This is a genomic window from Sphingobium sp. D43FB (assembly GCF_002312805.1).
Taxonomy (GTDB): Bacteria; Pseudomonadota; Alphaproteobacteria; order Sphingomonadales; family Sphingomonadaceae; genus Sphingobium.
Genome location: NZ_NMUA01000026.1, coordinates 11,366 through 35,429 on the forward strand (window position 1 = coordinate 11,366; position 24,064 = coordinate 35,429).

Genomic DNA, 24,064 nt, shown 5'->3' on the forward strand with positions numbered 1-24,064 from the left:
CGGCTTTATATCTCCGTCCTTTAGTTCTACCCGTGGGGGGCCATGGATCTTTATCTGCCCATCGCCAATCTTTCGGTCAACGCATTGGTCATCATTGGCCTCGGCGGGGTCGTAGGCCTGCTGTCGGGCATGTTCGGCGTGGGCGGCGGCTTTCTGACGACGCCGCTGCTGATTTTCTACGGCATCCCCCCAACCGTCGCCGCCGCGTCCGCCGCCTCGCAGGTGACCGGTGCTTCGGTCTCTGGCGTAGTCACCCATATTGCGCGCGGCACCGTGGATTTCCGCATGGGTGGCGTCTTGATCGCGGGCGGCGTGGTCGGTGCGGGCCTCGGCGTGCTGATCTTTCGCCTGCTGCAATATCTGGGGCAGATCGATACGGTGATCGGGCTCCTTTACGTCCTGATGCTGGGCGGCATCGGCCTGTTGATGGCCAAGGAATCGATCCAGGCGCTGGTCGCGCTCAAGACCGGCAAGCGTGCCCCGGCGCGCAAACGGCGGCATCATCCGTTGGTCGCGGCACTGCCGATGCGCTGGCGCTTCTATGGTTCAGGCCTCTACATTTCGCCGCTTGCGCCGCTGTTGCTGGGCATGGCGACCGGCATATTGACCATGTTGCTGGGCGTCGGTGGCGGCTTCATCCTGGTGCCTGCGATGCTCTATCTACTCGGCATGACCACCCAGTCCGTGGTCGGCACGTCGCTGTTCCAGATTTTGTTCGTCACCATGGCCACCACGATGATGCACGCCATGACCACCAAGGCCGTCGATCTGGTGCTGGCTATGTTGCTCCTGATCGGCAGCGTGACCGGCGCGCAGGTCGGCACCCGGTTGTCGATGACGATGCGGCCGGAATATCTGCGTGTCTTGCTCGCCGCGATCGTGCTGCTGGTCGCGGCCCGCATGACGCTGGGGCTGGTGTGGCGGCCGGACGAGATTTTCACGATTGAGGTGCGCTGATGCGCAGCCGCGCCTTAGCCCTGCTGCTGCCCGCCGCAATGATGCTGGCCGCTGCCGACGAACCGCAGCTAGTGCCCGACGTCTCCCAGCGCGAAGTCATCATCCAATATAGCTTCACCGGCGCGAACCTGCTGCTGTTCGGCGCGATCGTCTATCCCGGCGGCGTCCGGCCGGAAAAGCCCGCCGACATCGTGGTCGTTCTCAAAGGACCGGACCAGTCCATCCTGATGCGCGAAAAGCAGCAGATCGCGGGCATGTGGGTCAATGCCGATAGCGCCCGCTTCGAATCCGCCCCCACTTTCTACGCCATGGCCTCCTCCCGCCCGATCGACCAGATCGTAGATGAACGCACGGCGGCCATCTACGAACTGGGTGTCGACAAGCTGCAACTTTCGCCCTCATCGCTAAACGACAGTGCCGAGATGGACCGGTTCCAGGCAGGATTGGTCGATTTGCGCGACCGTGCCGGTCTGTTCGTCGAACGTCCCGGCGCAGTCGAAATCAGCGACGGCGTGCTGTATCGCGCCCGCCTGCCGCTGTCCGCGCGGGTGATCGTCGGCGATTACACCGCTGAAACCTTCCTGGTGCAGGATGGCCGGGTCGTCGCGGCGGCCGTGCGCGACATTACGGTGCGCAAGTCGGGATTCGAACAGTTCATGGCCAGCGCGGCGGAAAACTGGTCGTTCCTCTACGGCCTGGTTGCGATCGCCCTTGCGGTCGGCATGGGCTGGGCCGCAGGCGCGATCGCCCGCCGCCTCTAATTGACTGATATTCCCTGCGCCGCCAGCCAGTCCCGCGCGGGAGCCAGCGCGGTTTCATGCCGCTTCCACCGCGCAACCGCATCGGCATTGAGCGGCTGGCGCACCTGCGCCGCGCTGGGGGTGGCGACCGCCGCCTCATTTTCGTGGAACGACAGGCAAGCCGCATCCCATTCCAGCCCGGCATGATCGAGCAGGCGACGCGTCTGCCCCTCCTGATCCGCCACCAGCGCTTCATAGGAGAGTTGCAGCACCCGGCCGGGAAACAGCCTGTCCCACAATGCCATCAACCGGTCGAAGCGCGCATAATAGTGCGCAATGTCCATCAGGTCATAGCTATAGGCATAATAGGTCGACTGGCTGGCGAACAGATTTTTATAATTGCTCCAGATCGTATCCATCGGATGCCGACGCAGACAGACGATCTTCGCTTGCGGCAGGGCGTGGAGAATATGGCCGATATAGAGGAAATTCGCGGGCAATTTGTCGATGAAGCGCGCCTTGCCCTCCGGCCGATGATGGTTCGCCCGCGCCATATAGGCCTGCCCGATCGCCAGCGGATCGGCCGCCGCGCTCGCCGCAATCGTCTCCGGGTCGATCACTAGCCGCGACCGCGTGCCTGCCATCTGCTTGACCGCCAGCGGCATCGCCTGCAACTCGCCCGCCGATCCGACCAGCGGATGCGAAGAGAGGATACGATCAACCAATGTGGTGCCGGTGCGGGGCATACCGGTCACGAAGATCGGTGCGTCCTCGCTCTCCAGTCCAGTTCCCCAAGCGGACGGCGAACCATCGGCAAACAACTGCTCGATCGCATCGAAGATCGCGGCATCCTGCGCAAAATCATAGCCGATCGCCCGCTTATGCGCGGCGTTAGCCGCCGACAGGTGCGCGAAGGCTTCGGTGGCATGGCCCATATCCTCGTGGCTTTTGGCCAGTGCATAGCGGATGCGCAACGCATCTTCCGGCCGATCCGCCCGCGCCAGCGCCGCTTCCAGCCGGGGCACAGGATTGGCCGCTTCGGTCTGGCGCGACAACAGGCTCAGCCCATAATGCGCGCGCGCATTGCCGGGGTCAGCGGCTAGGATGACCTCATAATGGCTGGCCGCCGCCTCGACCCGACCAGTGAAACCGCAGGCCGCGGCCAAATTATAGCGATAATCCAGATTGTCCGGCTCGCCCGCCACCGCCGCCTCGAAGGGCGCCAGCGATGCCGCATGATCGCCCAGCCGCGCCAGCACGCAACCGATCGTGTCGAACGTGCGCGCATCGCCCTGCCCCATCGCCCAAGCCTGCCGCGCCGCCTGTCCCGCTTCGCCATCGCGCCGCAGCAGGATCAGCAACCGCGCATATTGGGCCAGATGCTCCGCCTCCGGCCCGCGCGCCACCGCATATTCCAGCATCGGCAGCGCCTTGGCCACCTGCCCCGCCTCCGCCGCGGCCAGCCCCAGCAGGAAAAAGCCCGCCGGATCGTTCGGCCGCGTCATCGCCAATTGCTGCGCCGCCTGCGCCGCCTGCGCCAGGTCGCCCCGCGCCAGCGCCGCGCGGGCCTGCGCTTCCAGCGTCATGCCGTCCCCAGGGTGAAGCCCGCCACCCGCTCGATCATCCAAAAACAGCCAACGATCCCCGCGCCATACAGCGCCGCCTGCCGCACCCATTGATCCCGGTCGAAGATCGACGCCAGTTTCATGACGCCCAGCACGCAGCCAACGAAGATCAACTGCCCCAGTTCGACCCCGCCATTGAAGAAAAGCAGGCCCGACAGCCGTTCATCCGGCGCAACACCCAGTTCACGCAGCACGGTGGCAAAGCCCAGGCCATGGAGCAGCCCGAAGCCCGCGACCACGGCAAGCTGACGACGGCGGCGGTGCGGATCGGCCATGTCATCCGCCCGTGCCCGGATCGCCTCGCGCGCCATGAAGGCGATCGACAGCGCAATCACCGCTTCCACCGGCGGCACCGGCACTTTGACGATGTCGAAGAAGGCCAGCGCCAGGCTGAGCGAATGACCGATGGTGAAGGTCGTCACCAGCGCCAACAAATAACGTCCGCGCGCCAACAGGCAGAGGCACAGGACAAAGCCCAGATGGTCCCACCCGCCCAATATGTGGACGATCCCCTGCCAGGTATATTCGACCGCGATTTCCGGCAGCGCTCGCTGCCGTGCCGCCACCGCACCAATCGGCAATGACAGCGCATCGCCCGTTGGCTGCAACGCCTGCTGCACCCGCGTTCCGGTGGCGGTCGACAGGAACGTGCCGCCATCGACGGCCCACGGCGTAATGATCGCATCCTCGGCCGTGACCGCCCGGTCGCAATCGATGCTGATCGCATAGCGGGTAACGGTCGCCTCGTTCATCCGCTCACGCGCCGTCTCGCGACAGCCTTCGGGCAGGCCCAGGGGATCGTTGCTGGCCAGAACGGACGGGATGGACGCGCTAAGGTCAAAGCTGCCCGGCTCCATGCCCGGCTGGATCGCATAGTCGCCGACGCGGAACACATCGGCCTGCGCGGGCACGGCGACGAACGCCAGCAGCAGCAGGAGCCAACGCAGCATTTTATTGCTCCACCCGCACGCGATAGCCATCCTCCAGCTTCTGCACTTCCTTCTCGACCAGCGCGCCGCTCTGCTCGGCCAGAAAATCCTGTTTCACCTGATCGCGCACCGCGGGATAGGCGAGCATCGCGGCCGGTCCACGATCGCGCACCCGCGCGAAATGCCAGCCGCGCGTGGATTGCAGCGGGCCGATCCACTGGCCCGTCGGCGTCTTGTTCAGCGTGTCGAGGAAAGGCTGGCCGAACATGCCGCGCAGCATCGACACGCCATAATCGGGCAGATCATGCCCCATCCAGAAATCATCCCCCTTCACGGTGCCGCCCGCTTGCAACTGCGCCAGCAAGGCGGGGGCATCAGCCGGCCTCTGTTCAAAGAAGACATGGTCCACCGACAGGCGCGGTTCGGCCCGGTAGAGGTCGCGATGCGCCGCATAATAGCCCATCAACTGGTCCTCGCTCGGCTCGGCTGGCGCGCCCGCAATCATGAAGCGCACCCGGTCGATCAGCCGCTGCTTGGTCGTCTTGTCCGTCATGTGCATGCCCCGCTCCACCGCTTCGCGGAACAGCAATTCGTCGGCGACATAATCATGGATCAGCTTGGCGCGCGCCTCCACATCCGGCTTCTTGCCCGCCATCATCTCATAATCGTCGGACAGGCTTTTCTGGACAGACAAGGGCACGTCGATCGTCTCGCGCCGCGCAGTCACCGCCCAGTAGAGCGCGAAGATGACGCCCGACACCGCCAGGAACAGGATGAACGGATCGCGGGCGAAAAATCCCCGCAGCGAAGCAGACAGACGGCGCATCAGCGCAAGACCCTTTCACTAGGCACCACCGGGTTATGGCAACCCCAGCCTATCCCCCCTCTACGTCAAATGACGCATGGGTCGCCTGCCGCGTGTCGTCGCCAGGTGCGCATATCAGTTTCGACGGGATGCCGATCCCCCTCGAACAAAACCGCATCGCCTCGTTCGAACAGGATGTGGCGACCACCTCTGACAAAATGGGGCGGGTGCTAATCCAGCACCCACCCCATTGTCTTCCGTCCATGCGCGCGGGTCGATTCCCGTCATCACATAATATGGAGCTATTCAGGCCGCGACGCCCTTAAGATCGTTCGACGCGGGCATATGCATCTTGTGCCGATGCCCGGACCGTCAGTTGACCGAATCCTTGAGGCCCTTGCCGGCCTTGAACTTGGGCTGGGTCGATGCCTTGATAGTCATCGTTTCGCCGGTGCGCGGGTTGCGGCCGGTTGATGCCTTGCGCTGGGTGACGGAGAAAGTGCCAAAGCCGACCAGGCGCACTTCGTCGCCCTTTTTCAGCGCGCCGGTGATGGCATCGAACACGCCTTCCACAGCCTTGGTCGCGTCATTCTTGGTAAGGCCGCTGCTCTCGGCAACCGCGCTGATCAGATCCTGCTTGTTCATGCCTTGGGAACCCCCTGATGCTGTTGGTTAGTTTAGGAATCGCGGCGTAAAGGCGGCAATAAGGCGCAGCTTTGAGTGGCTGTCAAAGGGAAAGCGACGAAGTTCCCGGATCGCATGCAATTTCGCAATGCAGCATGAAAATGCCGGAAACCCGTCGCTTTTGCCCTATCGGCCCGTCGGTCAATGCCGCAGCGTAGCGTCCCCATCGCGCCCCTGGCCATTGCTCGGCTGCGCGGCCAGGTCATCCTCTTCGGTCCAGGCGATCGCTTCGGGCACCGACATCAAGGCGCGCGCCAGCACTTCGTCCACATGGCTCACCGGCACGATTTCCAGCCCGTCACGGATGTTGGCCGGAATTTCCGCTAGGTCTTTCTCATTTTCCTGCGGGATCAGCACTGTCTTGATGCCACCGCGCAGCGCCGCCAGCAGCTTTTCCTTCAAGCCGCCGATCGGCAGGACGCGACCGCGCAAAGTCACCTCGCCGGTCATCGCGACGTCCTTGTGGACCGGAATGCCGGTCAGCGTCGACACGATGCAGGTCACCATGCCGATGCCCGCCGATGGCCCATCCTTGGGCACGGCGCCCTCGGGCAGATGGATGTGGATGTCCTTGCGATTGAAGATGCTGGGCTTGATGCCATAGCCCGGCGAGCGCGCCTTCACATAGGAGAAGGCCGCCTGGATCGATTCGGTCATCACGTCGCCGAGCTTGCCGGTCGTCTTGATCATGCCCTTGCCGGGCACAGTCACCGCCTCGATCGTCAGCAATTCACCGCCCACCTCGGTCCAGGCCAGACCCGTGACCGCGCCGATCTGATGTTCTTCTTCACCGACGCCATGGCGATATTTACGCACCCCGGCATAGTCGGCGAGCGTGTCCGGCGTGATGACGACCTTCTCATAGACGCCTTCAAGGATCTTGCGCAGCGCCTTGCGCGCCAGCCGCGCGACTTCGCGCTCCAGCGTGCGGACGCCCGCCTCGCGGGTATAGTAGCGGATGAGGTCGCGAACGGCCGCCTCGGTCACTTCGAACTCGCCTTCCTTCAGGCCATGGGCGTCGATCTGCTTGGCGATCAGATGCCGCTGCGCAATCTCGACCTTCTCGTCCTCGGTATAGCCTTCCAGCCGGATGATCTCCATCCGGTCCAGCAAGGCCTGCGGCAAATTCAAGGAATTAGCGGTCGTCACGAACATGATATCCGAAAGATCGACGTCGATCTCCAGATAATGGTCCTGGAATTTGCTATTCTGTTCGGGGTCCAGCACTTCGAGCAGTGCGGATGCCGGATCGCCTCGGAAATCCTGGCCGAGCTTGTCGATCTCATCGAGCAGGAACAGCGGGTTCATCGTCCCCGCCTTTTTCAAGTTCGTCACGATCTTGCCCGGCAGCGAGCCGATATAGGTGCGGCGGTGACCGCGAATTTCCGCCTCGTCCCGCACGCCGCCCAGCGACTGGCGTACGAATTCGCGCCCGGTCGCCTTGGCGATCGAACGGCCAAGCGAGGTCTTGCCCACGCCCGGCGGGCCGACGAGGCACAGGATCGGGCCTTTGAGCTTATTGGTGCGCGCCTGCACCGCGAGATATTCGATGATCCGGTCCTTGACCTTGTCGAGCGCGAAATGATCCTCATCAAGGACATCCTGCGCACGCTTAAGGTCATTCTTGACCTTGCCCTTCTTGCCCCATGGCAGGCCCAGCAGCACGTCGAGATAGTTGCGCACCACGGTCGCTTCGGCCGACATGGGCTGCATGCCCTTGAGCTTCTTCAACTCCGCAGTGGCCTTCGCCCGTGCTTCCTTGGAAAGCTTGGTCTTGGCGATCTTCTCGGCCAGTTCGGCCAGTTCATCGCCTTCCTCGCCCTCGCCATTGCCCAGCTCGCGCTGGATCGCCTTCAACTGCTCGTTGAGATAATATTCGCGCTGGGTCTTTTCCATCTGGCGCTTCACGCGGCCACGGATCTTCTTTTCGACCTGCAGCACGCCCAGTTCGCCTTCCATGAAAGCGAACACCATCTCCAGCCGCTTGACCGGATCAGCCTCGACCAGCAGCGATTGCTTGTCGGACACCTTGACGTTGATGTTGGCGGACACGGCATCGGCCAGCCGCCCGGCATCCTCGATCTCGCGCAATTGCACCGGCGTTTCGGCGGGCAGCTTCTTGTTGAGCTTGGCGTAATTTTCGAACTGTTCGGCGACCGAGCGCATCAGCGCGGCAGCTTCCGGCCCTTCGGCAGCAATATCCTCGATCGCTTCGACATCGGCGACCAGATGCGTGCCGGTCTCCGCCATCGTCGTCAGCCGCGCGCGATGCTTGCCTTCGACCAGCACGCGCACCGTGCCATCGGGCAGCTTGAGCAATTGCAGCACCACCGCCACGACGCCCGTATCATAGAGCGAATCCTGACCCGGATCATCCTCGGCCGGGTCGAGCTGCGACACCAGGAAGATTTCCTTATTGCCTTCCATCGCCGCTTCCAGCGCGGAGACGCTCTTGTCGCGACCGACAAAGAGCGGGACGATCATCTGCGGAAAGACGACGATGTCACGCAGCGGCAGAAGGGGATATTGCACAGTCATTCACACTCCGGGCCAAATGGGGCCTGTCCTACGGTTCATCGCCTTTATGGGGATGCCTATCGCGTCAATCAATCAGGGGATGTCATAATGCGGTCACGATGAACCCAGGGTTATTATAGGGCTCTTCGCGCACATCCGCGCTCAGAACGGCAGTTTGAAGCCGGGGGGCAAGGGCAGGCCAGCCGTCATCTTGCCCATTTCGGCATTGCTGACCTCGTCCGCCTTCTTGCGCGCGTCGTTGAACGCGGCGGTCACTAGGTCTTCGAGCATCTGCTTTTCCGACGGGGCGAGCAGGCTGTCGTCGATCGACACGCCCAGGATGCGGCCCTTGGCCGACGCCTTGACCTTGACGAGCCCACCGCCCGCCGCGCCTTCGACTTCCAGCTTGTCGAGATTGTCCTGCGCACGCTGCAATTCTTCCTGCACACGGCTCGCCATGCCCAGGATTTCGTTCAGATCCTTCATTGTCCTACACTCCATTGTTCGAGCCGGTCATCCAGCTCCGCATCGGGAAAGGCCGCCATCGCCGCCTTCACCACCGGGGTTTCGAGAATAGTGGCGCGGGCATTGGCCTGCGCGGCCTGCTCCTGCGCTAATAATGTGGGCTGCGCCTCGCCATCGCTCTGCGCCACGCGCCAGGCAACACCCGTCACCTCCTTAAGCGCAGGCGCGATCCGCGCGGCAAAATCCGCCGATAGCGAGGGTGCCGCCCGATAGTCCATTTCAGGCGGCGCATAGCGTACCAGCGCGACGCTATCATGCAGTTCCTGCGCCAACTGCCCCTTGCCCCGCTGCCAGAAGGCCTCGATCAGGTCGGGAAAAATCGCTGGCAATTGCGCGGCAGGACCAGCACCTAGCGTCGCAGCCACCGCGCCCGGCACCGCCGCAGCAACAGGCCCGCCCTCGCGCAACATCCGCGCAATCTCGCCCGGATCGGGCATGGTCGCGGCATGCATCACCCGCAGCAGCGCCATTTCACAGCTTTCGATCGGCAGGATGGCGCTCGCCACCTCGTCATGGCCCTTGACCAGCAACTGCCACAACCGATGCAGCGGCGCGAAGCCGATCTGCGCGGCCCAGTCGGCCAGCGCATCGCGTTCCTCGGCGGACTGGCCGGGGCTGGCAATATCACGCCCCGCCTTCACCAATGTCACGGCATGGACCAGTTCCATCAGCCCGCGCATCAGCGCCAGCGGCTCGACACCCAGCGCATATTGGTCACGCACGGCGGCCAGCAGCGCGGCGGTATCGCCCGCCAGCAACAGCCCCAGCAGACGGCGCACCGCACCGCGATCCGACAGGCCGAGCATATCGCGCACCTGCGCCGCCGTGACGACCGGCTCACCCTCTCCCATCTCCGCATGGGCGATCGCCTGGTCGAGAATGGAGAGGCCATCGCGCGCCGACCCTTCGGCTGCCTGCGCGATCAGCGACAGCGCGTCCGGCTCGGCCGCGACCTTTTCGGCCTCCACCACATGAGCGAAATGGCTGGCCAGCAATTCGGCCGGAATGCGCCGCAGGTCGAACCGCTGGCAGCGCGACAGGACAGTAACCGGCACCTTGTTCACTTCAGTCGTCGCGAACAGGAATTTCACATGGGCAGGCGGCTCCTCCAGCGTCTTCAACAGCGCGTTGAAGGCGTTTTTAGACAGCATATGCACTTCGTCGATGATGTAGATCTTGTAGCGCGCGGAGACGGCGGCGTAGCGCACCGCCTCGATAATCTCGCGCACGTCATCGACGCCGGTATGGCTGGCCGCGTCCATCTCGACCACGTCGATATGCCGTCCCTCGGCAATCGCGGTGCAAGGTTCGCAGACCCCGCACGGGTCGATCGTCGGCCCGCCCTGCCCGTCCGCGCCGATGCAGTTGAGCGCCTTGGCAATGAGCCGCGCGGTCGATGTCTTGCCGACCCCGCGCACGCCCGTCATCAAAAAGGCATGGGCCAGCCGCCCGCGCCGGATCGCATTGCCCAGCGTCTGGACCATCGCATCCTGCCCGATCAGCTCATGAAAGCTGCGCGGTCGATACTTGCGCGCGAGGACGCGATAGGGCTGCTGGGAATCGGACATCGGTCTGGTCTAGCCGTTCGGGCCGCCATTGTCGAAGCGGGATGATGGCTGGAAGGTGGGAGCCGGAACGACCCGTGACGAAATCACTGTGGCTGCTTCCGTCAGGACCTGACCCGGTTCGCGACGATCACGTCCGCCCGACTCCCGCGGCGCATATGGCGAAAGGGTGACAGGATGGCAAGGGGCAACCAAAGCCGTTCGCTTCGAGCGAAGTCGAGAAGCGGCGACCTTGGCGCAAGCGTGTCTCGACTTCGCTCGACACGAACGGAACGGTGGAATACTCCTATTCCAGCCCGCTCTTTTGCGCCTGCCCGACAAATTCCAGCGCAGCCCGCGCCGTCTCCGCAATCGCCGCCTCGGCCTTCTTGGCATCGACCGTCGGCCGATCGAGATAGACCGCCAATATATATTCATCGCCCGCCGGCGACTTGACCAGCGCCACGTCATTATAAGCGGTGCCGCAGCTGCCGGTCTTGCTGCCAGACGTCCAGCCTTCCGGCAGGCCCGCCTTGATCCGCTTGTCGCCCGTGCTGCTGGCGTTGAGCCAGCCGCGCAGCCGCTCGGCGCTCTCGCCCTGCATGTCGCGGAACAGCAGCCGCCCCATCAATCCGGCCATGGCGGCGGGCGTGGTTGTATCGCGCGGATCGCCCTCGGCGTTTTCGTTCAACTCCGGCTCGTTGCGGTCCAGCCGGGTCACGCTGTCGCCATGCGCGCGCATGAAGGCGGTCAGCCCCTGCGGCCCGCCCAGCATCGGCAGCAGCAGGTTCGCCGCACTATTGTCGCTCACCTCGACCGCCGCCTGCGCCAGTTCGGCCATGCTCATCCGGCCGCGCTTGCGGTTCGCCTTCACCACCGGCGCATAATCGAGAATATCGTCCTTGCTGAAGGATATCTCCCCCTCCAGCCCGAATTTACCACCCTTAGCGCCGATCAGCACCGCCGCCGCCAGCGGCCCCTTGAAGGTCGAGCACATCGCGAACGGCTCATCGCGGTTGAAGCCCAGCAAGAGCGCGCCCTGCTTGTCGACCAGCGCAACGCCCAGCCGCCCGCCGGTTTCCTGCTCGATCTCTTTGGGATTGCGCACCTGCGCCAGCGCCGATTGCGGCACCAGATAGCGCGGCGCAGGCGGCAGCAGCGAATCAAGCCGTCCGGTCGGCACCGGCTCCTTGGTCTCGTTCTGCTTGTCGGCGGCGCTGGACGGCGCGGCGATCAGCAGCAGCATGGCAAGCGCGGACAGGCGTTTCATTGGCTTCACATACCCTGCATATTATAGGATTCGGGCGGAATACGCACGGTGAGTTGGTCCAGCCCATCGGCGAGGATGATCTGGCACGACAAGCGGCTGGTGCGCGTGGCGGATGCGGCGAGGTCGAGCATATCCTCCTCATCCTCGCTGGCGCGGCCCAGGCGCGGAAAATCGGTGGCTTCGACGATGACATGGCAAGTGGAACAGGCCATCTGCCCCTCGCACGTCCCTTCGAGCGGCTGGCCCGCCGCCTGTGCGATGTCGAGCAGCACCGATCCCGCCGGGGCATCGACCTCCTGTCGCCGTTCCCCGTCAGCGCTGATGAAGGTAACCCTGGTCATGATGGTGCGACGCTCCCTTTTTTTACAGCGCCGCTTGTGCGGCTGCTGCCTTGTTCAATGCCTCCGCAGCGCTCTCCAGTTCGGCCGGTGTCGTATAGCGGCCAAAGCCGATCCGCACCGATCCACGCGCCTGTGCGTCTGTCAGGCCCAGTGCGCGCAACACATGGCTAGGCCTGCCGGACCCGCTTGCGCAAGCGCTGCCGAGCGAAAAAGCGATATTGCGGCAATCCGACAACAATCGCGCGCCGTCGATTCCGGCGCGGCGCAGGTTGAGATTGCCCGGATAGCGCGCCGTCATGCTGCCATTGATCGTCCAGTCAGCGAACAGGGTGCGGGCAAGGTCGGACAGCGATTCAATGTGCGCGCGGTCCGCCTCCGCCCGTTCGCGCATCAATCGCGCGGCAACCCCGAATCCCGCGCACAGCGCAGGCGAGAGCGTGCCGGAGCGCAACCCGCCTTCCTGCCCGCCGCCATGGATAAGCGGCGCGAGACTGATCCCGTCGCGTAGCCACAAGGCACCCACCCCCTTTGGCCCATGGATCTTGTGCGCGCTGATCGCCACCATGTCGCAGGTGTCGGGGATCGGCACCCGGCCATAGCCCTGCACCGCGTCGCACAGCAGCAACGCGCCCGCCTGATGCGCCAACTGCGCTAGAGGCGCGACGGGCTGGATCACGCCGATCTCATTATTGACCAGCATCACTGCCACCAGCGCCACGCCGGGCCGTATCGCCTGCGCGGCCGCTTCCAAGTCCACGACACCATCCGCGCCGACCGGCAGCACCGTCACCGTCCGCCCCGCGCGCGCCAAGGCCTCCACCGTATCCAGCACCGCCGCATGTTCGGTCGCGATCGTGACGATATCGCCCTTGGGCGCACCCTGAATGGCGATGTTGAGCGCCTCGGTCGCGCCCGACGTGAACAGCAACCGCCCGCCCGACGGCAACAGCGCGCCGATCGCCTCGCGCGCCACCTCGACCTGCGCCGCCGCCATCCGCCCCGGCCGATGTGCGCTGTGCGGATTGGCGAACTGGTCGCGCAGCAGCGGGACCATCGCCTCATAGGCTTCGGGGGCCAGCGGCGTCGTCGCCTGATAATCGAGATAGATCATCGCCGCGCCCGCGTCGCCATCGCCGTCCAGGCGGCCAGGAAGCGATCGACATCGCTATCACGCGTCTGCGGCCCGAAACTCACCCGCACCACCTCGCTCGCCACCGCCTCGTCCCAGCCCATGGCGTGCAGCACATGGCTGGTCTTGAGCGACCCCGACGAACAGGCGCTGCCCGCAGACACCGAAATGCCCGCCATATCAAACTGAATGAGTTGCGCGCGCGCCGATAGGCCCGGCATCCGGTAGCTGGCGATGGCCGGGATACGCGGCGCATCACGCGCGACGATCACGCCACCCGCTGCCTTGATCCCCGCATCGAGCCGCGCGCGCAGGATCGCAGCACCCGGCAACCAGTCTGCCCGCGCCTCCAGCGCTGCGGCCATCGCCAGGATCGCAGGCAGATTCTCTGTCCCCGCGCGATAGCCCTGCTCCTGCCCGCCGCTCGCCTCAATGAGCGCCAGATCGCGGATCAGCAGCGCGCCGATGCCCGGCGGACCACCGAATTTATGCCCGCTGATCGCGATCATGTCGGCATCGGGTAGCGGCAACTTGCCCGCGCTCTGCGCACAATCGGCGAACAGGATCGCGCTATCCCGTGCAAATTCGTCCAACGGCTGGATGACGCCGGTTTCATTATTGACGTGCTGGATGGCGAAAACTGTTGCCCCCCCGTCATCCCCGCGCAGGCGGGGATCCATCTCCCCGGCTATATCCGTGGCGAGGCTGGGAGATGGGTTCCCGCCTTCGCGGGAATGACGAAGCATATGGACGCGACCATCCCCATCCACCGCCAGCCGCCCGGCCCCCTTCGTCACCCGCAGGACCGCATCATGCTCCACCGCCGACGTCACGACCCGCCCCGCCTTCGCCCGGCCAAGCCCGATCGCGATCGCCTCGCTCGCCCCCGACGTGAAAATGACATGCCCGTCCCAGCCCAGCGCCGCCGCGATCCGGGCGCGGGCGTCCTCCAGCGCGGCGCGCGCGGCGCGGCCGTCGGCATGGGGGCTGGACGGGTTGGCCCAGCTGCCCATGGCGGCGACCATCGCCGCCTGGGCCTGGGCCAGCATCGGTGTCGTCGCGGCATGATCGAGATAGAGACGGTCGGCGGCCAAGGGGGCTACTCATTGATTGCGGAAATGGCGGCGGCTTCTATATAGGCGGTCTGCCGCGCTGCGCCAGCACATCCCTTGGCGTGCCCGACGCGACTCCATTTGCCGCCCTGCCCATCCGGGCCGAGTGGCCCAGAACGATAACAGGTGCCATGCCCGACGTAATCTTTACCGGACCCGAAGGCCGTCTCGAAGGCCGTTTCAGCCCCCCGCCCCGCCCGCGTGCGCCGGTCGCCATGATCCTGCACCCGCATCCGCAGGGCGGCGGCACCATGAACGACCGCATCACCCAGGCGCTCTACAAGACCTTCGTGAAGCGCGGCTTTGCCGTGCTGCGCTTCAATTTCCGGGGCGTCGGCCGCAGCCAGGGAACGTTCGACAATGGCATCGGCGAACTCTCCGACGCAGCCGCCGCGCTCGACTGGGTCCAGAGCTTCCACCCCGAAGCGCAGACCACCTGGATTGCGGGCTTCTCCTTCGGTGCCTGGATCGGCATGCAATTGCTGATGCGCCGCCCGGAAATTCGTGGCTTCATCTCGGTCGCCCCGCCTGCCAACATGTACGACTTCTCTTTCCTCGCCCCCTGCCCCTCATCGGGCATCATCGTGCAGGGAACGTCCGATGAAGTCGTGACCGCCAGCGCCGTCCAGAAACTGGTCGACAAGTTGCGCACGCAAAAGGGCATCACCATCCACCATGATGAAATCCGGGGTGCCAATCACTTCTTCGAACATGAACTCGACCAGCTGATGAAGTCGGTCGACAATTATCTCGACATGCGCCTGTCCCCGGATTCGCCGATCCGCTGAGGGGCAACGCCCGCGAAACAGAAAAAGGGGCTGCCGCAAGGTGGCCCCTTTTTATTTGGGCAAAGGCAAAGCCAGACTTTCAACGGGCCTGATTATTCGGCGTGGCATCCTTGGCTTCCGCCCGTTAGCGCAGCGATCATGTCCGACACCCCCGAACCCAAGCCCCGCATGGTCTGGAGCCGCTATTATAGCAGCTTCATACCCGCCCCGCCCGGTCCCAGCTTTCTCGACCGGATCAAGGCCGCAAGCGGCGCGATCGGCGGGATCGCGATCACCGGGCTGCTATGCGGCCTGATGCTCGGCAATGGCCTGGCCCATCCGCTGCTGGTGGCCCCCATGGGCGCGTCGGCGGTGCTGTTGTTCGCGGTGCCCGCCAGTCCGTTGGCGCAACCCTGGCCGGTGCTGGGCGGCAACATCATCTCCGCGCTGGTCGGCATCGCCATCGCCCACATGATCCCCAACCCGACCATGGCGGCGGCCGTGGCGGTCGGCGGGGCGATCGCGATCATGTCGCTGCTGCGCTGCCTCCACCCGCCTGGCGGCGCAGTCGCGCTCTCGGCCGTGCTGGCCGGAAACGATACCGGCTATCTGTTCGCCCTAACGCCGGTGGGCGCGAACACGCTGCTGCTCTTGATCGTGGCGATGCTGTTCCACCGCATGGTCGGCCAAAACTATCCCCATGTACCGCCCAAGGCACCGTCGCCCCACGCCACGAACGATCCCGCCCCCCTGCTACGCGCCGCCCCCAGCGCGCAGGATATTGCCGACGCGCTCCATGGCTTTGGCGCACGGCTGGACGTGGACGAGGCGGACCTGCGCCCCTTGCTGGCCGATGCCCAGTTGCGCGCGGCCGAACGCAGGCATGGCGCGATGCGGTGCGATGAGATCATGGCGCGCGATGTGCTGCATATCGCCGCCGGTCAGACGGTGGCAGAGGCCCGCACGCTGATGCAGGCGCGCAATCTCCTGTCGCTGCCGGTGCTGGACGATGTTGGCCGGGTGCAGGGGATGATCAATACGCGCGACTTGTTGCAGGACGGCGTACTTGTCGCCGACGTCGCCCACCGGCCGCTCTTCGTCCATGCCGATACGCCGGTCGCGCGCCTGATCGGTCCGTTCAGCAGCGGCGCGCGCCATGCTGCGGTGGTGGTCGACACCGATCATCGCCTGCTCGGACTGGTGACGCAGACCGATCTGCTGGCGACGCTGGCGCTGCGGCTCAGCGCCGTTCCAGCCCCGGCAATTCCGGCCCCGGTATCGCCGTGATCGCGACATTGCCGAACATCACCAGCCCCGCGATGATCATCAGCGCGCCGCGCTTGCGGTCGCGCAAGCGGAACATCACATATAGGCCACCGCCGGTCAGCAGCAGCCCTGCCAGCATCAGGATGGAGAGGATCGTGCCTGTCATGGCTCTGCCCATAAGGGCGGCGGACCAAGGTGGCAATCTACCGCTTCTGCCCCTAAGAGGCGCGGGAACGAATCACCCCATCGGTGAAGGGACGCACCGCAGATGAAGATCGCCATCGCATCCGACCATGCCGCCGTCGAATTGAAGGCGGAACTGGCGCAATGGCTGCGCGATGAAGGGCATGAAGTCGATGACCTCGGCCCGGCGACCGCCGACCGCGTCGATTATCCCGATTATGGTTACAAACTCGCGACAGCGGTGGCCACTGGCGCGGCGGATCGCGGCATTGCGCTGTGCGGGTCGGGCATCGGCATTTCGATCGCGGTCAATCGCAACCCGGCCTGCCGCTGCGCGCTGGTCGGCGAACCGTTGTCGGCGGCCCTGTCGCGCGAACATAATGACGCCAATGTGCTGGCCATGGGTGCGCGCCTGACCGGCGTGGACATGGCCAAGGCCTGCGTCATCGCCTTCCTAACCACTGAATTTGGCGGAGGCCGCCATGCCGGCCGCGTCGACAAACTATCCCAGCCCGCGCTCTGAAAGGATATTTCGATGAGCATCGACACCCTCAGCCCGGCCATCCGTCAGGACGGCTTCTTCAGCGAATCGCTTAGCAGCGCGGACCCCAAAATCTTCGGCGCGATCGAAAACGAACTGAAGCGCCAGCAGGACAAGATCGAACTGATCGCGTCCGAAAATATCGCGTCCAAAGCCGTGCTGGAAGCCGCAGGCTCGATCTTCACCAACAAATATGCCGAAGGCTATCCGGGCAAGCGCTATTATGGCGGCTGCGAATATGCCGACGTCGTCGAAACGCTGGCGATCGAACGGGCGAAGGCGCTGTTCGGCGCGAAATTCGCCAACGTCCAGCCCAATAGCGGCAGCCAGATGAACCAGGCCGTGTTCCTGGCACTGCTCCAGCCGGGCGACACCTTCATGGGCCTCGACCTGTCGTCGGGCGGCCATCTGACCCATGGGTCGCCGGTCAACATGTCGGGCAAATGGTTCAACCCCGTCGCCTATGGCGTGCGTGCCGACGATCATCTGATCGACATGGACGAGGTCGCCCGCATCGCGCGCGAGAGCAAGCCCAAGCTCATCATCTGCGGCGGCACTGCCTATTCGCGCCACTGGGATTTCGAACGCTTCCGCGAAATCGCCGACGAAGTGGGCGCTTATCTGCTCGCCGACATGTCGCATTTCTCCGGCCTGGTCGCGGGCGGCGCGCATCCCTCGCCCATCCCCCATGCCCATGTCACCACCACCACGACCCACAAGTCGCTGCGTGGTCCCCGTTCGGGCATCATCCTGTGCAATGACGAGGCGCTGGCCAAGAAGTTCAACAGCGCCATCTTCCCCGGCCTGCAGGGCGGCCCGCTGATGCACATCATCGCCGCCAAGGCCGTGGCGTTCAAGGAAGCGCTGACGCCGGAATTCAAGGCTTATGCGCACCAGATCGTCGCCAATGCCAAGACGCTGGCCGCGACGCTGGCCGACGCTGGCTTGTCGATCGTGTCGGGCGGCACCGACAATCATCTGATGCTGGTCGATCTGCGCGCGAAGAACACCACCGGCAAGGCCGCCGAAAAGGCGCTGGATCGCGCCTACATCACCTGCAACAAGAATAACGTGCCGTTCGACACCGCCAGCCCGTTTGTGACGTCGGGCGTGCGTCTGGGCACGCCCGCTGGCACGACGCGCGGTTTCGGCGAGGCCGAGTTCCGCGAGATCGGCCAGTTGATTGCCGAGGTCGTGGAAGGCCTCAAGCGCAATGGCGATGACGGCGACGGCCAGGTCGAAGCCCATGTGCGCGAAAAGGTGCTGGCACTGACCGGGCGGTTTCCGATTTATTGAAGGTAACTTGCTTTAACCCGTTCGTCCTGAGTAGGGGCTGAGCTTGTCGAAGACCCGTATCGAAGGGTCTTGCAGAACCTGTCCTTCGATACGCCATTTCGACTTCGCTCAATGGCTACTCAGGACGAACGGAGTTGAAGAGTCCATGCGCTGCCCCTTCTGTTCCCATGAAGACAGCCAGGTGAAGGACAGCCGGCCGACGGAAGATGGTGCCGCCATCCGCCGTCGCCGCCAGTGTGAAGCGTGCGCCGCGCGCTTCACCACCTTCGAGCGCATCCAACTCCGCGACATCTGGGTGGTCAAGAGCGAGGGCCGCAAGGAAGCGTTCGAGCGCGACAAGCTCGCCCGCTCGATCGGCATCGCCTGCCGCAAGCGCCCGATCGACCCCAGCCGCATCGAGAAACTCATCTCCGGCATCCAGCGCCAGCTCGAAACCAGCGGCGACACCGAAGTCCCCGCCCGCGCCATCGGTGAAATGGTGATGGAAGGCCTCAAACGCCTCGACAGCGTCGCCTATATCCGCTTCGCCAGCGTCTATAAGGACTTCACGGATGCGAAGGATTTCGAGGATTTCGCCGGAACGGTGAAGGAAGTGGGCGGGTGAACACGCTCCTGCCTCCGTTCGCCCTGACCACACACTCCCTCCGTTCGGTTCGAACGCTTCCCACATCCGTTCGTCCTGAGTAGCCATTGAGCGAAGTCGGAGTCGAAGACGACCGAAGGCCAAATGGCGTATCGAAGGACCGCGCAATGACGTTCCACACCTACATGCTGCATTGCGCCGATGGCAGCTATTATCTCGGCCACACGGACAATCTGGAGCAGCGCGTCGCGCAGCACCAGTCAGGCGAAATTCCGGGATACACGCAGAGCCGTCGCCCGGTCGCCCTGGTCTGGAGCCAGGATTTCGGCACACGAGATGAAGCGCTTTCCGCCGAACAGCAGATCAAAGGCTGGTCGCGCAAGAAAAAGGAAGGGCTGATCGCCGGGGACTGGGACGCCATCCGGCTCGCGGCGCGCAAATCCTTCGATACGGGGCTTCGACAAGCTCAGCCCCTACTCAGGACGAACGGTAATATGATAGAACATGCACCCCCACCCCCCGTCATCGTCCTCGTCCGTCCCCAACTGGGCGAGAATATCGGCAAGGCCGCGCGCGCGATGCTGAATTTCGGGCTGACCGAGATGCGCCTTGTCACGCCCCGCGATGGCTGGCCCAATCCCGACGCAGGCCCATCGGCGGCGGGTGCGGATTTCATCCTGGATCAGGCCCAAGTCTACGAAACGCTCGCCGATGCGGTGGCCGACTGCGCCCATGTGTACGCGACCACGGTCCGCAAGCGCGGCGTCACCAAGCCTGTCGTGACGCCCGAAGAAGCCGCCCGCGAAATCCACGCCGCGCAAGGCCGCTGCGCCTATATTTTCGGCCCCGAACGCTCTGGCCTGGAAACAGAGGATGTCGCCCTCGCCCGCAAAATCCTGACCGTCCCGATCAACCCGGAATTCGGCTCGCTGAACCTCGCGCAAGCGGTCATCCTGTGCGCCTATGAATGGTCGAAGCAGGCGAACCTAGCCCAGCCCACCATCACCGACCTTGGCGTACCCGCGCCGCAGGAGGAGTTGGAAGGCATGATCGACCAGTTCACCACGTTGCTCGAAAAGGTCGGCTATTTCTTCCCGCCAGACCGCGCGCCCGCGACCAAGCTGACGCTGCGCAACCTGCTGACCAAGCCGGGCTGGAATCATCTGGAGGTGCGGACGCTGCGCGGGGTGATCTCGCACCTGAACCGGCCACGCGAACGCTGACCGGCGGCGGGGGGTGTCAGATGCCCCCGGCCGTCACGGGCCAACCGCCCGCTTCCAGGCCTTCGGACAATGCCGTAACGCACGCATCGAGCCGTTCGGTATCGGTCGATCGCACCACGAAATTCGCGCCGGTGCGGCCTTCACGAAAGAAGGGGTAACTGCCGATCTGGCAGCCCTCATGCGCGCGCTCGGTCGTGCCCAGCAGGTCGGCAATCTCGCTTTCCGCGACCCAGCAGCCCACCGTCGCCGACTGGACAGGCAAGCCACCCTCCAGCGTCCCGGTCAGCTTGTCGAGCATCCCGGCGGTGATGTGCGGCACGCCTGCCATGATGAAGATATTGCCATGCCGGATGCCGGGCGCACCCGACATGCGATTTTCGATCAGGCTCGCGCCCGCAGGCACCCGCGCCATGCGCAGCCGCGCGTCGGTCAGCCCGCCGCGTGTCTCATAATAGCCCGCCAGCATCGCCCGCGCCTGCGGGTGGATTTCCACCGCCACGCCCAGCGCCGCCGCGATCGCATCGACCGTGATGTCGTCATGAGTCGGGCCGATGCCGCCGGTGGTGAAAAGATAATCGTTGCGTACCCGTAATATGTTGACCGCCTCGACGATCGCGTCCTGATCGTCGGCGACGACCCGCACTTCGCGCAGGCGGATGCCCTGGACGTTGAGCCACAGCGCGATCTGCGCCACATTCTTGTCCTGGGTCCGGCCAGACAATATCTCGTCGCCGATCACGATCAGCGCTGCGGTCCAGATGCGGGTGGTATCGGCCATGGCGGCTGCATAGCCTGCGCTGGTCGCGCTGCCTAGCCGCCCTCTCGCATTATCGCGCATCTGCCCCTATAGTCATGCCATGACCGAATATATGACGATGACGGCGGACGCGCCGATCTCCCGCTCGACTGCGATCAAACTCTATGACGCAGCCGGTTTTGCTGGCATGCGCAAGGCCGGACGGCTCGCCGCCGAGATACTCGACGCGCTGGTGCCGCATGTCGTGCCGGGCGTCACGACCGGCGAACTGGACGATATCGTCCGGCGCATGACGCTCGACGGCGGCGGCGTGCCCGCGACGCTGGGCTATCGCGGCTATACCCATAGTTGCTGCACATCGATCAACAATGTCATCTGCCACGGCATCCCCGGCGACTATCGGCTGAAAGATGGTGACATCGTCAATATCGACGTCACCCCCCTGGTCGATGGCTGGCATGGCGACACCAGCCGCATGTTCATCGCGGGCGAAGCGCCGATCAAGGCGCGCCGCCTGGTCGAGGTGACCTATGAATGTCTGATGCTGGGCATCGAACAGGCCAAGCCCGGCAATCATCTCGGCGACATCGGCGCGGTGATCCAGCGCCATGCCGAAAAGCACCGCTATGGCGTGGTCCGCGACTTTTGCGGCCATGGCCTAGGCCGCGTCTTTCATGACAGCCCGGAGGTGGTCCATGTCGGTCGCCCCGGCACTGGCCCCGAATTGAAGCCCGGCATGTTCTTTACCATCGAACCGATGATCAACATCGGCAAGGCGGGCGTGAAGATGCTGGACGATGGCTGGACGGCGGTGACGCGCGACCGCACCCTGTCGGCCCAGTTCGAACATAGTATCGGCATCACCGAAACCGGCTGCGAGATTTTCACCAAAAGCCCCGCTGGCCTGGACGCGCCGCCCTATCTGTGAGCCAGTCTTTTGCTGCTTAAAAAACGGGCAGCGCCACAGGAAATTGCCCTGAATCCGGGCAATATGGACAAAGATTGCGGCATCGCCGAAAGCATATGCAGGCGATTCGCCATTTGGCACGGTAATTGAAGAAAAAGAGGGACGACGCAGGCCAAGGGGGGCATGATGTTCGTCTCTCGCACGGGAGAGAGGGATGCGGATCGACCGTATCCTGTCGGGCGTCATGGGTTGGGATTACGAGTGATGAAAAAGATCGAAGCGATCATCAAGCCGTTCAAGCTGGACGAGGTGAAGGAAGCACTCCACGAAGTGGGCGTGTCTGGCATCACCGTGACCGAAGCCAAGGGCTTTGGCCGCCAGAAGGGCCATACCGAACTCTATCGCGGCGCTGAATATGTCGTCGATTTCCTGCCCAAGGTGAAGTTGGAAGTGGTCGTTGACGACGCGCTGGCCGACCGCGTGGTCGAAGCGATCTGCGCCGCCGCGCAGACCGGCCGCATCGGCGATGGCAAGATCTTCATCTCCAACATCGAGGGCGCCGTCCGCATCCGCACCGGCGAGCGGGACAGCGACGCGATCTGATGGTTCTCCGCCAGCCCGACTTTCAGGCTGGCACTATGTAAGTTTCTGCCCGGTTCTTCGCGGACCGGAACATGATGGGCATCCACCTTACCCCTTCGGGGGGGTATTTTGAGAGAAGGGCAACTGCACATGGCCAATACGCCAAAAGACATCCTGAAGATGATCGAAGAAAAGGAGATCGAATGGGTCGATGTCCGCTTCACCGATCCCAAGGGCACCTGGCATCACCTGACCATGTGCGCCAACGTCATTGGCGAAGATGAACTGACTGACGGCCTGATGTTCGACGGCTCCTCGATCGAGGGCTGGAAGGAAATCAACGAATCGGACATGATCCTCAAGCCCGATCTGGACGCGGTTTTCTTCGATCCGTTCAGCGCGACGCCGATGATGATCCTGGTCTGCGACATCGTCGAACCGCTCGACGGCTCGCTCTATTCGCGCGATCCGCGCTCGACCGCCAAGCGCGCCGAAATGTTCCTGCAGTCGACCGGCCTCGGCGACACTGTCTATATCGGCCCTGAGCCCGAATTCTTCATGTTCGACAGCGTCGAATTCGACAACACCTATGCCTCCTCCTTCTACAAGCTGGACGATGTCGAGCTGCCGACCAACACCGGCACCAGCTATGATGGCGGCAATATGGGTCACCGCCCGCGCGCCAAGGGCGGCTATTTCCCGGTCGGCCCGGTCGATGTCACCACCGACATCCGCGCCGAAATGGTGACCACGCTGATGGAAATGGGCCTGCCCATGGACAAGCATCATCATGAAGTCGCTGGCAGCCAGCACGAACTGGGCCTGACCTTCGGCAAGCTCGTGGAAACCTGCGACCGCATCCAGATCTACAAGTACGTCGTGAAGATGGTCGCCCAGGCCTATGGCAAGACCGCGACCTTCATGCCCAAGCCGATCAAGGCGGACAATGGTTCGGGCATGCACACGCATATCTCGATCTGGAACAAGGGTCAGAACACTTTTGCCGGCGACGGCTATGCCGGCCTGTCGGAGACCTGCCTGTTCTTCATCGGCGGCGTGATCAAGCATGCCAAGGCATTGAACGCCTTCACCAACCCGACCACCAACAGCTACAAGCGCCTGGTGCCGGGCTTCGAAGCCCCCGTGTTGCTCGCTTATTCGGCGCGCAACCGTTCGGCGTCATGCCGCATCCCCTATGGTGCCGGCACCAAGGCGAAGCGCGTCGAATTCCGCTTCCCCGACCCGCTCGCCAACTCCTACCTCGCCACCGCCGCTTTGCTGATGGCGGGCATCGACGGCATCGAGAACAAGATCCACCCCGGCGAAGCGATGGACAAGAATCTCTATGACCTGCCGCCGGTCGAACTGGCCAAGGTGCCGACCGTCTGCGGTTCGCTCCGCGAAGCGCTCGAAAGCCTGGAAAAGGATCAGGACTTCCTGCTCAAGGGCGGCGTGTTCACCAAGGACCAGATCGACGCCTATATGGAACTGAAGTGGCCCGAAGTATATCGCTGGGAAATGGCCCCCTCGCCGGTCGAATTCGACATGTATTATAGCGGCTGATCCTTTCAGTCCGATATCACGCGAAAGGCCCGGTCGCTTGGCAGCGGCCGGGCCTTTCGTCATAGTTGAGCCTATGCCGCTGCGTCATTGCGCTGTCCTATCACGGCGAATTCTGCCAGGTTCCATTTAGGCGCACTGAAGACCAGCGAGAGGCGCACGCGACCAACCGATAGGATCAGCGGCTCGCAATAAAATATCAAAATGTGCAGGAAAAGTGC

At 64.0% G+C, this 24,064-nt stretch carries 24 protein-coding genes and 1 other RNA gene; 11 read left to right on the forward strand and 14 right to left on the reverse strand.

Going from position 1 to position 24,064, the window contains the following annotated elements; translation table 11 throughout:
* Positions 1 to 42: 42 nt before the first annotated feature.
* Positions 43 to 957 carry a sulfite exporter TauE/SafE family protein gene (locus tag SxD43FB_RS18215; RefSeq protein WP_096063400.1) on the forward strand — a complete coding sequence of 305 codons (915 nt, stop codon included), beginning with the start codon at positions 43 to 45 and terminating at the stop codon, positions 955 to 957.
* A complete protein-coding gene (locus SxD43FB_RS18220) occupies positions 957 to 1,718 on the forward strand; it encodes a TIGR02186 family protein (protein ID WP_096063401.1) in 762 nt (253 codons plus the stop codon). The genes SxD43FB_RS18215 and SxD43FB_RS18220 overlap by 1 nt, the downstream gene beginning before the upstream one ends.
* Here SxD43FB_RS18220 and SxD43FB_RS18225 read toward each other — a convergent pair.
* The 12 genes from SxD43FB_RS18225 to SxD43FB_RS18280 form a co-directional block, all read right to left on the reverse strand.
* A complete protein-coding gene (locus SxD43FB_RS18225; protein WP_096063402.1) occupies positions 1,715 to 3,283 on the reverse strand; it encodes a sulfotransferase in 1,569 nt (522 codons plus the stop codon). The genes SxD43FB_RS18220 and SxD43FB_RS18225 overlap by 4 nt on opposite strands.
* Entirely contained in the window at positions 3,280 to 4,272 is a 993-nt protein-coding gene (locus SxD43FB_RS18230) for a HupE/UreJ family protein (RefSeq protein WP_096063403.1), read from the reverse strand. The genes SxD43FB_RS18225 and SxD43FB_RS18230 overlap by 4 nt, the downstream gene beginning before the upstream one ends.
* Position 4,273: 1 nt before the next feature.
* On the reverse strand, positions 4,274 to 5,077 hold the full coding sequence (locus SxD43FB_RS18235) for a peptidylprolyl isomerase (protein WP_096063404.1): 804 nt from the start codon (positions 5,075 to 5,077) through the stop codon (positions 4,274 to 4,276).
* 351 nt (positions 5,078 to 5,428) lie between these two features.
* On the reverse strand, positions 5,429 to 5,701 hold the full coding sequence (locus tag SxD43FB_RS18240; protein WP_037477523.1) for an HU family DNA-binding protein: 273 nt from the start codon (positions 5,699 to 5,701) through the stop codon (positions 5,429 to 5,431).
* Between the two features lie 180 nt (positions 5,702 to 5,881).
* Positions 5,882 to 8,278, reverse strand: a complete 2,397-nt coding sequence (gene lon / locus SxD43FB_RS18245) for an endopeptidase La (protein ID WP_096063405.1) — start codon at positions 8,276 to 8,278, stop codon at positions 5,882 to 5,884.
* A 141-nt stretch (positions 8,279 to 8,419) separates the two neighbouring features.
* The gene (locus tag SxD43FB_RS18250) at positions 8,420 to 8,743 is read right to left on the reverse strand and encodes a YbaB/EbfC family nucleoid-associated protein (protein ID WP_037477519.1); all 324 of its coding nucleotides are present in this window, start codon (positions 8,741 to 8,743) and stop codon (positions 8,420 to 8,422) included.
* Complete coding sequence (locus SxD43FB_RS18255; protein WP_096063406.1) at positions 8,740 to 10,350, reverse strand: DNA polymerase III subunit gamma/tau; 1,611 nt, start codon at positions 10,348 to 10,350, stop codon at positions 8,740 to 8,742. Before SxD43FB_RS18255 ends, SxD43FB_RS18250 begins: the two co-directional genes overlap by 4 nt.
* 51 nt (positions 10,351 to 10,401) lie before the next feature.
* An RNA gene (gene ffs, locus SxD43FB_RS18260) (signal recognition particle sRNA small type) lies at positions 10,402 to 10,499 on the reverse strand.
* 134 nt (positions 10,500 to 10,633) lie between these two features.
* Positions 10,634 to 11,596, reverse strand: coding sequence for an SGM family class A beta-lactamase (gene blaSGM / locus SxD43FB_RS18265; RefSeq protein ID WP_096063407.1), 963 nt, complete (start codon positions 11,594 to 11,596; stop codon positions 10,634 to 10,636).
* 5 nt (positions 11,597 to 11,601) lie between these two features.
* On the reverse strand, positions 11,602 to 11,937 hold the full coding sequence (locus SxD43FB_RS18270; RefSeq protein ID WP_037477515.1) for a 2Fe-2S iron-sulfur cluster-binding protein: 336 nt from the start codon (positions 11,935 to 11,937) through the stop codon (positions 11,602 to 11,604).
* 22 nt (positions 11,938 to 11,959) lie between these two features.
* On the reverse strand, positions 11,960 to 13,048 hold the full coding sequence (locus SxD43FB_RS18275) for a cysteine desulfurase family protein (RefSeq protein WP_096063408.1): 1,089 nt from the start codon (positions 13,046 to 13,048) through the stop codon (positions 11,960 to 11,962).
* Complete coding sequence (locus SxD43FB_RS18280; RefSeq protein WP_096063409.1) at positions 13,045 to 14,160, reverse strand: aminotransferase class V-fold PLP-dependent enzyme; 1,116 nt, start codon at positions 14,158 to 14,160, stop codon at positions 13,045 to 13,047. The genes SxD43FB_RS18275 and SxD43FB_RS18280 overlap by 4 nt, the downstream gene beginning before the upstream one ends.
* 149 nt (positions 14,161 to 14,309) lie before the next feature.
* Here SxD43FB_RS18280 and SxD43FB_RS18285 point away from each other — a divergent pair, with 149 nt between their 5' ends.
* Together SxD43FB_RS18285 and SxD43FB_RS18290 are read left to right on the forward strand one after the other, a co-directional pair.
* On the forward strand, positions 14,310 to 14,966 hold the full coding sequence (locus tag SxD43FB_RS18285) for an alpha/beta hydrolase (protein WP_017184627.1): 657 nt from the start codon (positions 14,310 to 14,312) through the stop codon (positions 14,964 to 14,966).
* A 138-nt stretch (positions 14,967 to 15,104) separates the two neighbouring features.
* Positions 15,105 to 16,232: an HPP family protein gene (locus tag SxD43FB_RS18290; protein ID WP_096063410.1), complete on the forward strand. Its 1,128-nt coding sequence runs from the start codon at positions 15,105 to 15,107 to the stop codon at positions 16,230 to 16,232.
* On the opposite strand, the gene SxD43FB_RS18295 is transcribed toward SxD43FB_RS18290, so the two are convergent.
* Positions 16,186 to 16,377, reverse strand: a complete 192-nt coding sequence (locus tag SxD43FB_RS18295; protein WP_096063411.1) for a hypothetical protein — start codon at positions 16,375 to 16,377, stop codon at positions 16,186 to 16,188. The genes SxD43FB_RS18290 and SxD43FB_RS18295 overlap by 47 nt on opposite strands.
* Before the next feature lie 102 nt (positions 16,378 to 16,479).
* Between SxD43FB_RS18295 and rpiB the strand changes: the two genes are divergently transcribed.
* From rpiB to SxD43FB_RS18315, 4 genes are all read left to right on the forward strand, one after another.
* Positions 16,480 to 16,917, forward strand: coding sequence for a ribose 5-phosphate isomerase B (rpiB, locus tag SxD43FB_RS18300; protein WP_096063412.1), 438 nt, complete (start codon positions 16,480 to 16,482; stop codon positions 16,915 to 16,917).
* Positions 16,918 to 16,929: 12 nt separating this feature from the next.
* Positions 16,930 to 18,231: a serine hydroxymethyltransferase gene (gene glyA / locus SxD43FB_RS18305; RefSeq protein WP_096063413.1), complete on the forward strand. Its 1,302-nt coding sequence runs from the start codon at positions 16,930 to 16,932 to the stop codon at positions 18,229 to 18,231.
* A 145-nt stretch (positions 18,232 to 18,376) separates the two neighbouring features.
* Entirely contained in the window at positions 18,377 to 18,835 is a 459-nt protein-coding gene (gene nrdR / locus SxD43FB_RS18310) for a transcriptional regulator NrdR (RefSeq protein WP_037477501.1), read from the forward strand.
* A gap of 146 nt (positions 18,836 to 18,981) precedes the next feature.
* Positions 18,982 to 20,037: a TrmH family RNA methyltransferase gene (locus SxD43FB_RS18315; RefSeq protein ID WP_096063414.1), complete on the forward strand. Its 1,056-nt coding sequence runs from the start codon at positions 18,982 to 18,984 to the stop codon at positions 20,035 to 20,037.
* A gap of 16 nt (positions 20,038 to 20,053) precedes the next feature.
* Here SxD43FB_RS18315 and SxD43FB_RS18320 read toward each other — a convergent pair whose 3' ends face one another.
* On the reverse strand, positions 20,054 to 20,815 hold the full coding sequence (locus SxD43FB_RS18320) for a molybdopterin-binding protein (RefSeq protein ID WP_096063439.1): 762 nt from the start codon (positions 20,813 to 20,815) through the stop codon (positions 20,054 to 20,056).
* Between the two features lie 79 nt (positions 20,816 to 20,894).
* Here SxD43FB_RS18320 and map point away from each other — a divergent pair, with 79 nt between their 5' ends.
* The 3 genes from map (at position 20,895) to glnA (ending at position 23,846) form a co-directional block, all read left to right on the forward strand.
* On the forward strand, positions 20,895 to 21,722 hold the full coding sequence (gene map / locus SxD43FB_RS18325; protein WP_037476852.1) for a type I methionyl aminopeptidase: 828 nt from the start codon (positions 20,895 to 20,897) through the stop codon (positions 21,720 to 21,722).
* A 243-nt stretch (positions 21,723 to 21,965) separates the two neighbouring features.
* The gene (locus SxD43FB_RS18330) at positions 21,966 to 22,304 is read left to right on the forward strand and encodes a P-II family nitrogen regulator (RefSeq protein ID WP_037476853.1); all 339 of its coding nucleotides are present in this window, start codon (positions 21,966 to 21,968) and stop codon (positions 22,302 to 22,304) included.
* Positions 22,305 to 22,433: 129 nt separating this feature from the next.
* Positions 22,434 to 23,846 carry a type I glutamate--ammonia ligase gene (glnA, locus tag SxD43FB_RS18335; protein ID WP_069065066.1) on the forward strand — a complete coding sequence of 471 codons (1,413 nt, stop codon included), beginning with the start codon at positions 22,434 to 22,436 and terminating at the stop codon, positions 23,844 to 23,846.
* Positions 23,847 to 24,064 lie beyond the last annotated feature (218 nt).

What these genes read in the sequence shown, in the direction of transcription:
- SxD43FB_RS18215 (WP_096063400.1), top strand. Translation starts at nt 43, where the DNA reads ATGGATCTTTATCTGCCCATCGCCAATCTTTCGGTCAACGCATTGGTC.
- SxD43FB_RS18220 (WP_096063401.1), top strand. Translation starts at nt 957, where the DNA reads ATGCGCAGCCGCGCCTTAGCCCTGCTGCTGCCCGCCGCAATGATGCTG.
- SxD43FB_RS18225 (WP_096063402.1), bottom strand. Translation starts at nt 3,283, where the DNA reads ATGACGCTGGAAGCGCAGGCCCGCGCGGCGCTGGCGCGGGGCGACCTG.
- SxD43FB_RS18230 (WP_096063403.1), bottom strand. Translation starts at nt 4,272, where the DNA reads ATGCTGCGTTGGCTCCTGCTGCTGCTGGCGTTCGTCGCCGTGCCCGCG.
- SxD43FB_RS18235 (WP_096063404.1), bottom strand. Translation starts at nt 5,077, where the DNA reads ATGCGCCGTCTGTCTGCTTCGCTGCGGGGATTTTTCGCCCGCGATCCG.
- SxD43FB_RS18240 (WP_037477523.1), bottom strand. Translation starts at nt 5,701, where the DNA reads ATGAACAAGCAGGATCTGATCAGCGCGGTTGCCGAGAGCAGCGGCCTT.
- lon (WP_096063405.1), bottom strand. Translation starts at nt 8,278, where the DNA reads ATGACTGTGCAATATCCCCTTCTGCCGCTGCGTGACATCGTCGTCTTT.
- SxD43FB_RS18250 (WP_037477519.1), bottom strand. Translation starts at nt 8,743, where the DNA reads ATGAAGGATCTGAACGAAATCCTGGGCATGGCGAGCCGTGTGCAGGAA.
- SxD43FB_RS18255 (WP_096063406.1), bottom strand. Translation starts at nt 10,350, where the DNA reads ATGTCCGATTCCCAGCAGCCCTATCGCGTCCTCGCGCGCAAGTATCGA.
- blaSGM (WP_096063407.1), bottom strand. Translation starts at nt 11,596, where the DNA reads ATGAAACGCCTGTCCGCGCTTGCCATGCTGCTGCTGATCGCCGCGCCG.
- SxD43FB_RS18270 (WP_037477515.1), bottom strand. Translation starts at nt 11,937, where the DNA reads ATGACCAGGGTTACCTTCATCAGCGCTGACGGGGAACGGCGACAGGAG.
- SxD43FB_RS18275 (WP_096063408.1), bottom strand. Translation starts at nt 13,048, where the DNA reads ATGATCTATCTCGATTATCAGGCGACGACGCCGCTGGCCCCCGAAGCC.
- SxD43FB_RS18285 (WP_017184627.1), top strand. Translation starts at nt 14,310, where the DNA reads ATGCCCGACGTAATCTTTACCGGACCCGAAGGCCGTCTCGAAGGCCGT.
- SxD43FB_RS18290 (WP_096063410.1), top strand. Translation starts at nt 15,105, where the DNA reads ATGTCCGACACCCCCGAACCCAAGCCCCGCATGGTCTGGAGCCGCTAT.
- SxD43FB_RS18295 (WP_096063411.1), bottom strand. Translation starts at nt 16,377, where the DNA reads ATGACAGGCACGATCCTCTCCATCCTGATGCTGGCAGGGCTGCTGCTG.
- rpiB (WP_096063412.1), top strand. Translation starts at nt 16,480, where the DNA reads ATGAAGATCGCCATCGCATCCGACCATGCCGCCGTCGAATTGAAGGCG.
- glyA (WP_096063413.1), top strand. Translation starts at nt 16,930, where the DNA reads ATGAGCATCGACACCCTCAGCCCGGCCATCCGTCAGGACGGCTTCTTC.
- nrdR (WP_037477501.1), top strand. Translation starts at nt 18,377, where the DNA reads ATGCGCTGCCCCTTCTGTTCCCATGAAGACAGCCAGGTGAAGGACAGC.
- SxD43FB_RS18315 (WP_096063414.1), top strand. Translation starts at nt 18,982, where the DNA reads ATGACGTTCCACACCTACATGCTGCATTGCGCCGATGGCAGCTATTAT.
- SxD43FB_RS18320 (WP_096063439.1), bottom strand. Translation starts at nt 20,815, where the DNA reads ATGGCCGATACCACCCGCATCTGGACCGCAGCGCTGATCGTGATCGGC.
- map (WP_037476852.1), top strand. Translation starts at nt 20,895, where the DNA reads ATGACCGAATATATGACGATGACGGCGGACGCGCCGATCTCCCGCTCG.
- SxD43FB_RS18330 (WP_037476853.1), top strand. Translation starts at nt 21,966, where the DNA reads ATGAAAAAGATCGAAGCGATCATCAAGCCGTTCAAGCTGGACGAGGTG.
- glnA (WP_069065066.1), top strand. Translation starts at nt 22,434, where the DNA reads ATGGCCAATACGCCAAAAGACATCCTGAAGATGATCGAAGAAAAGGAG.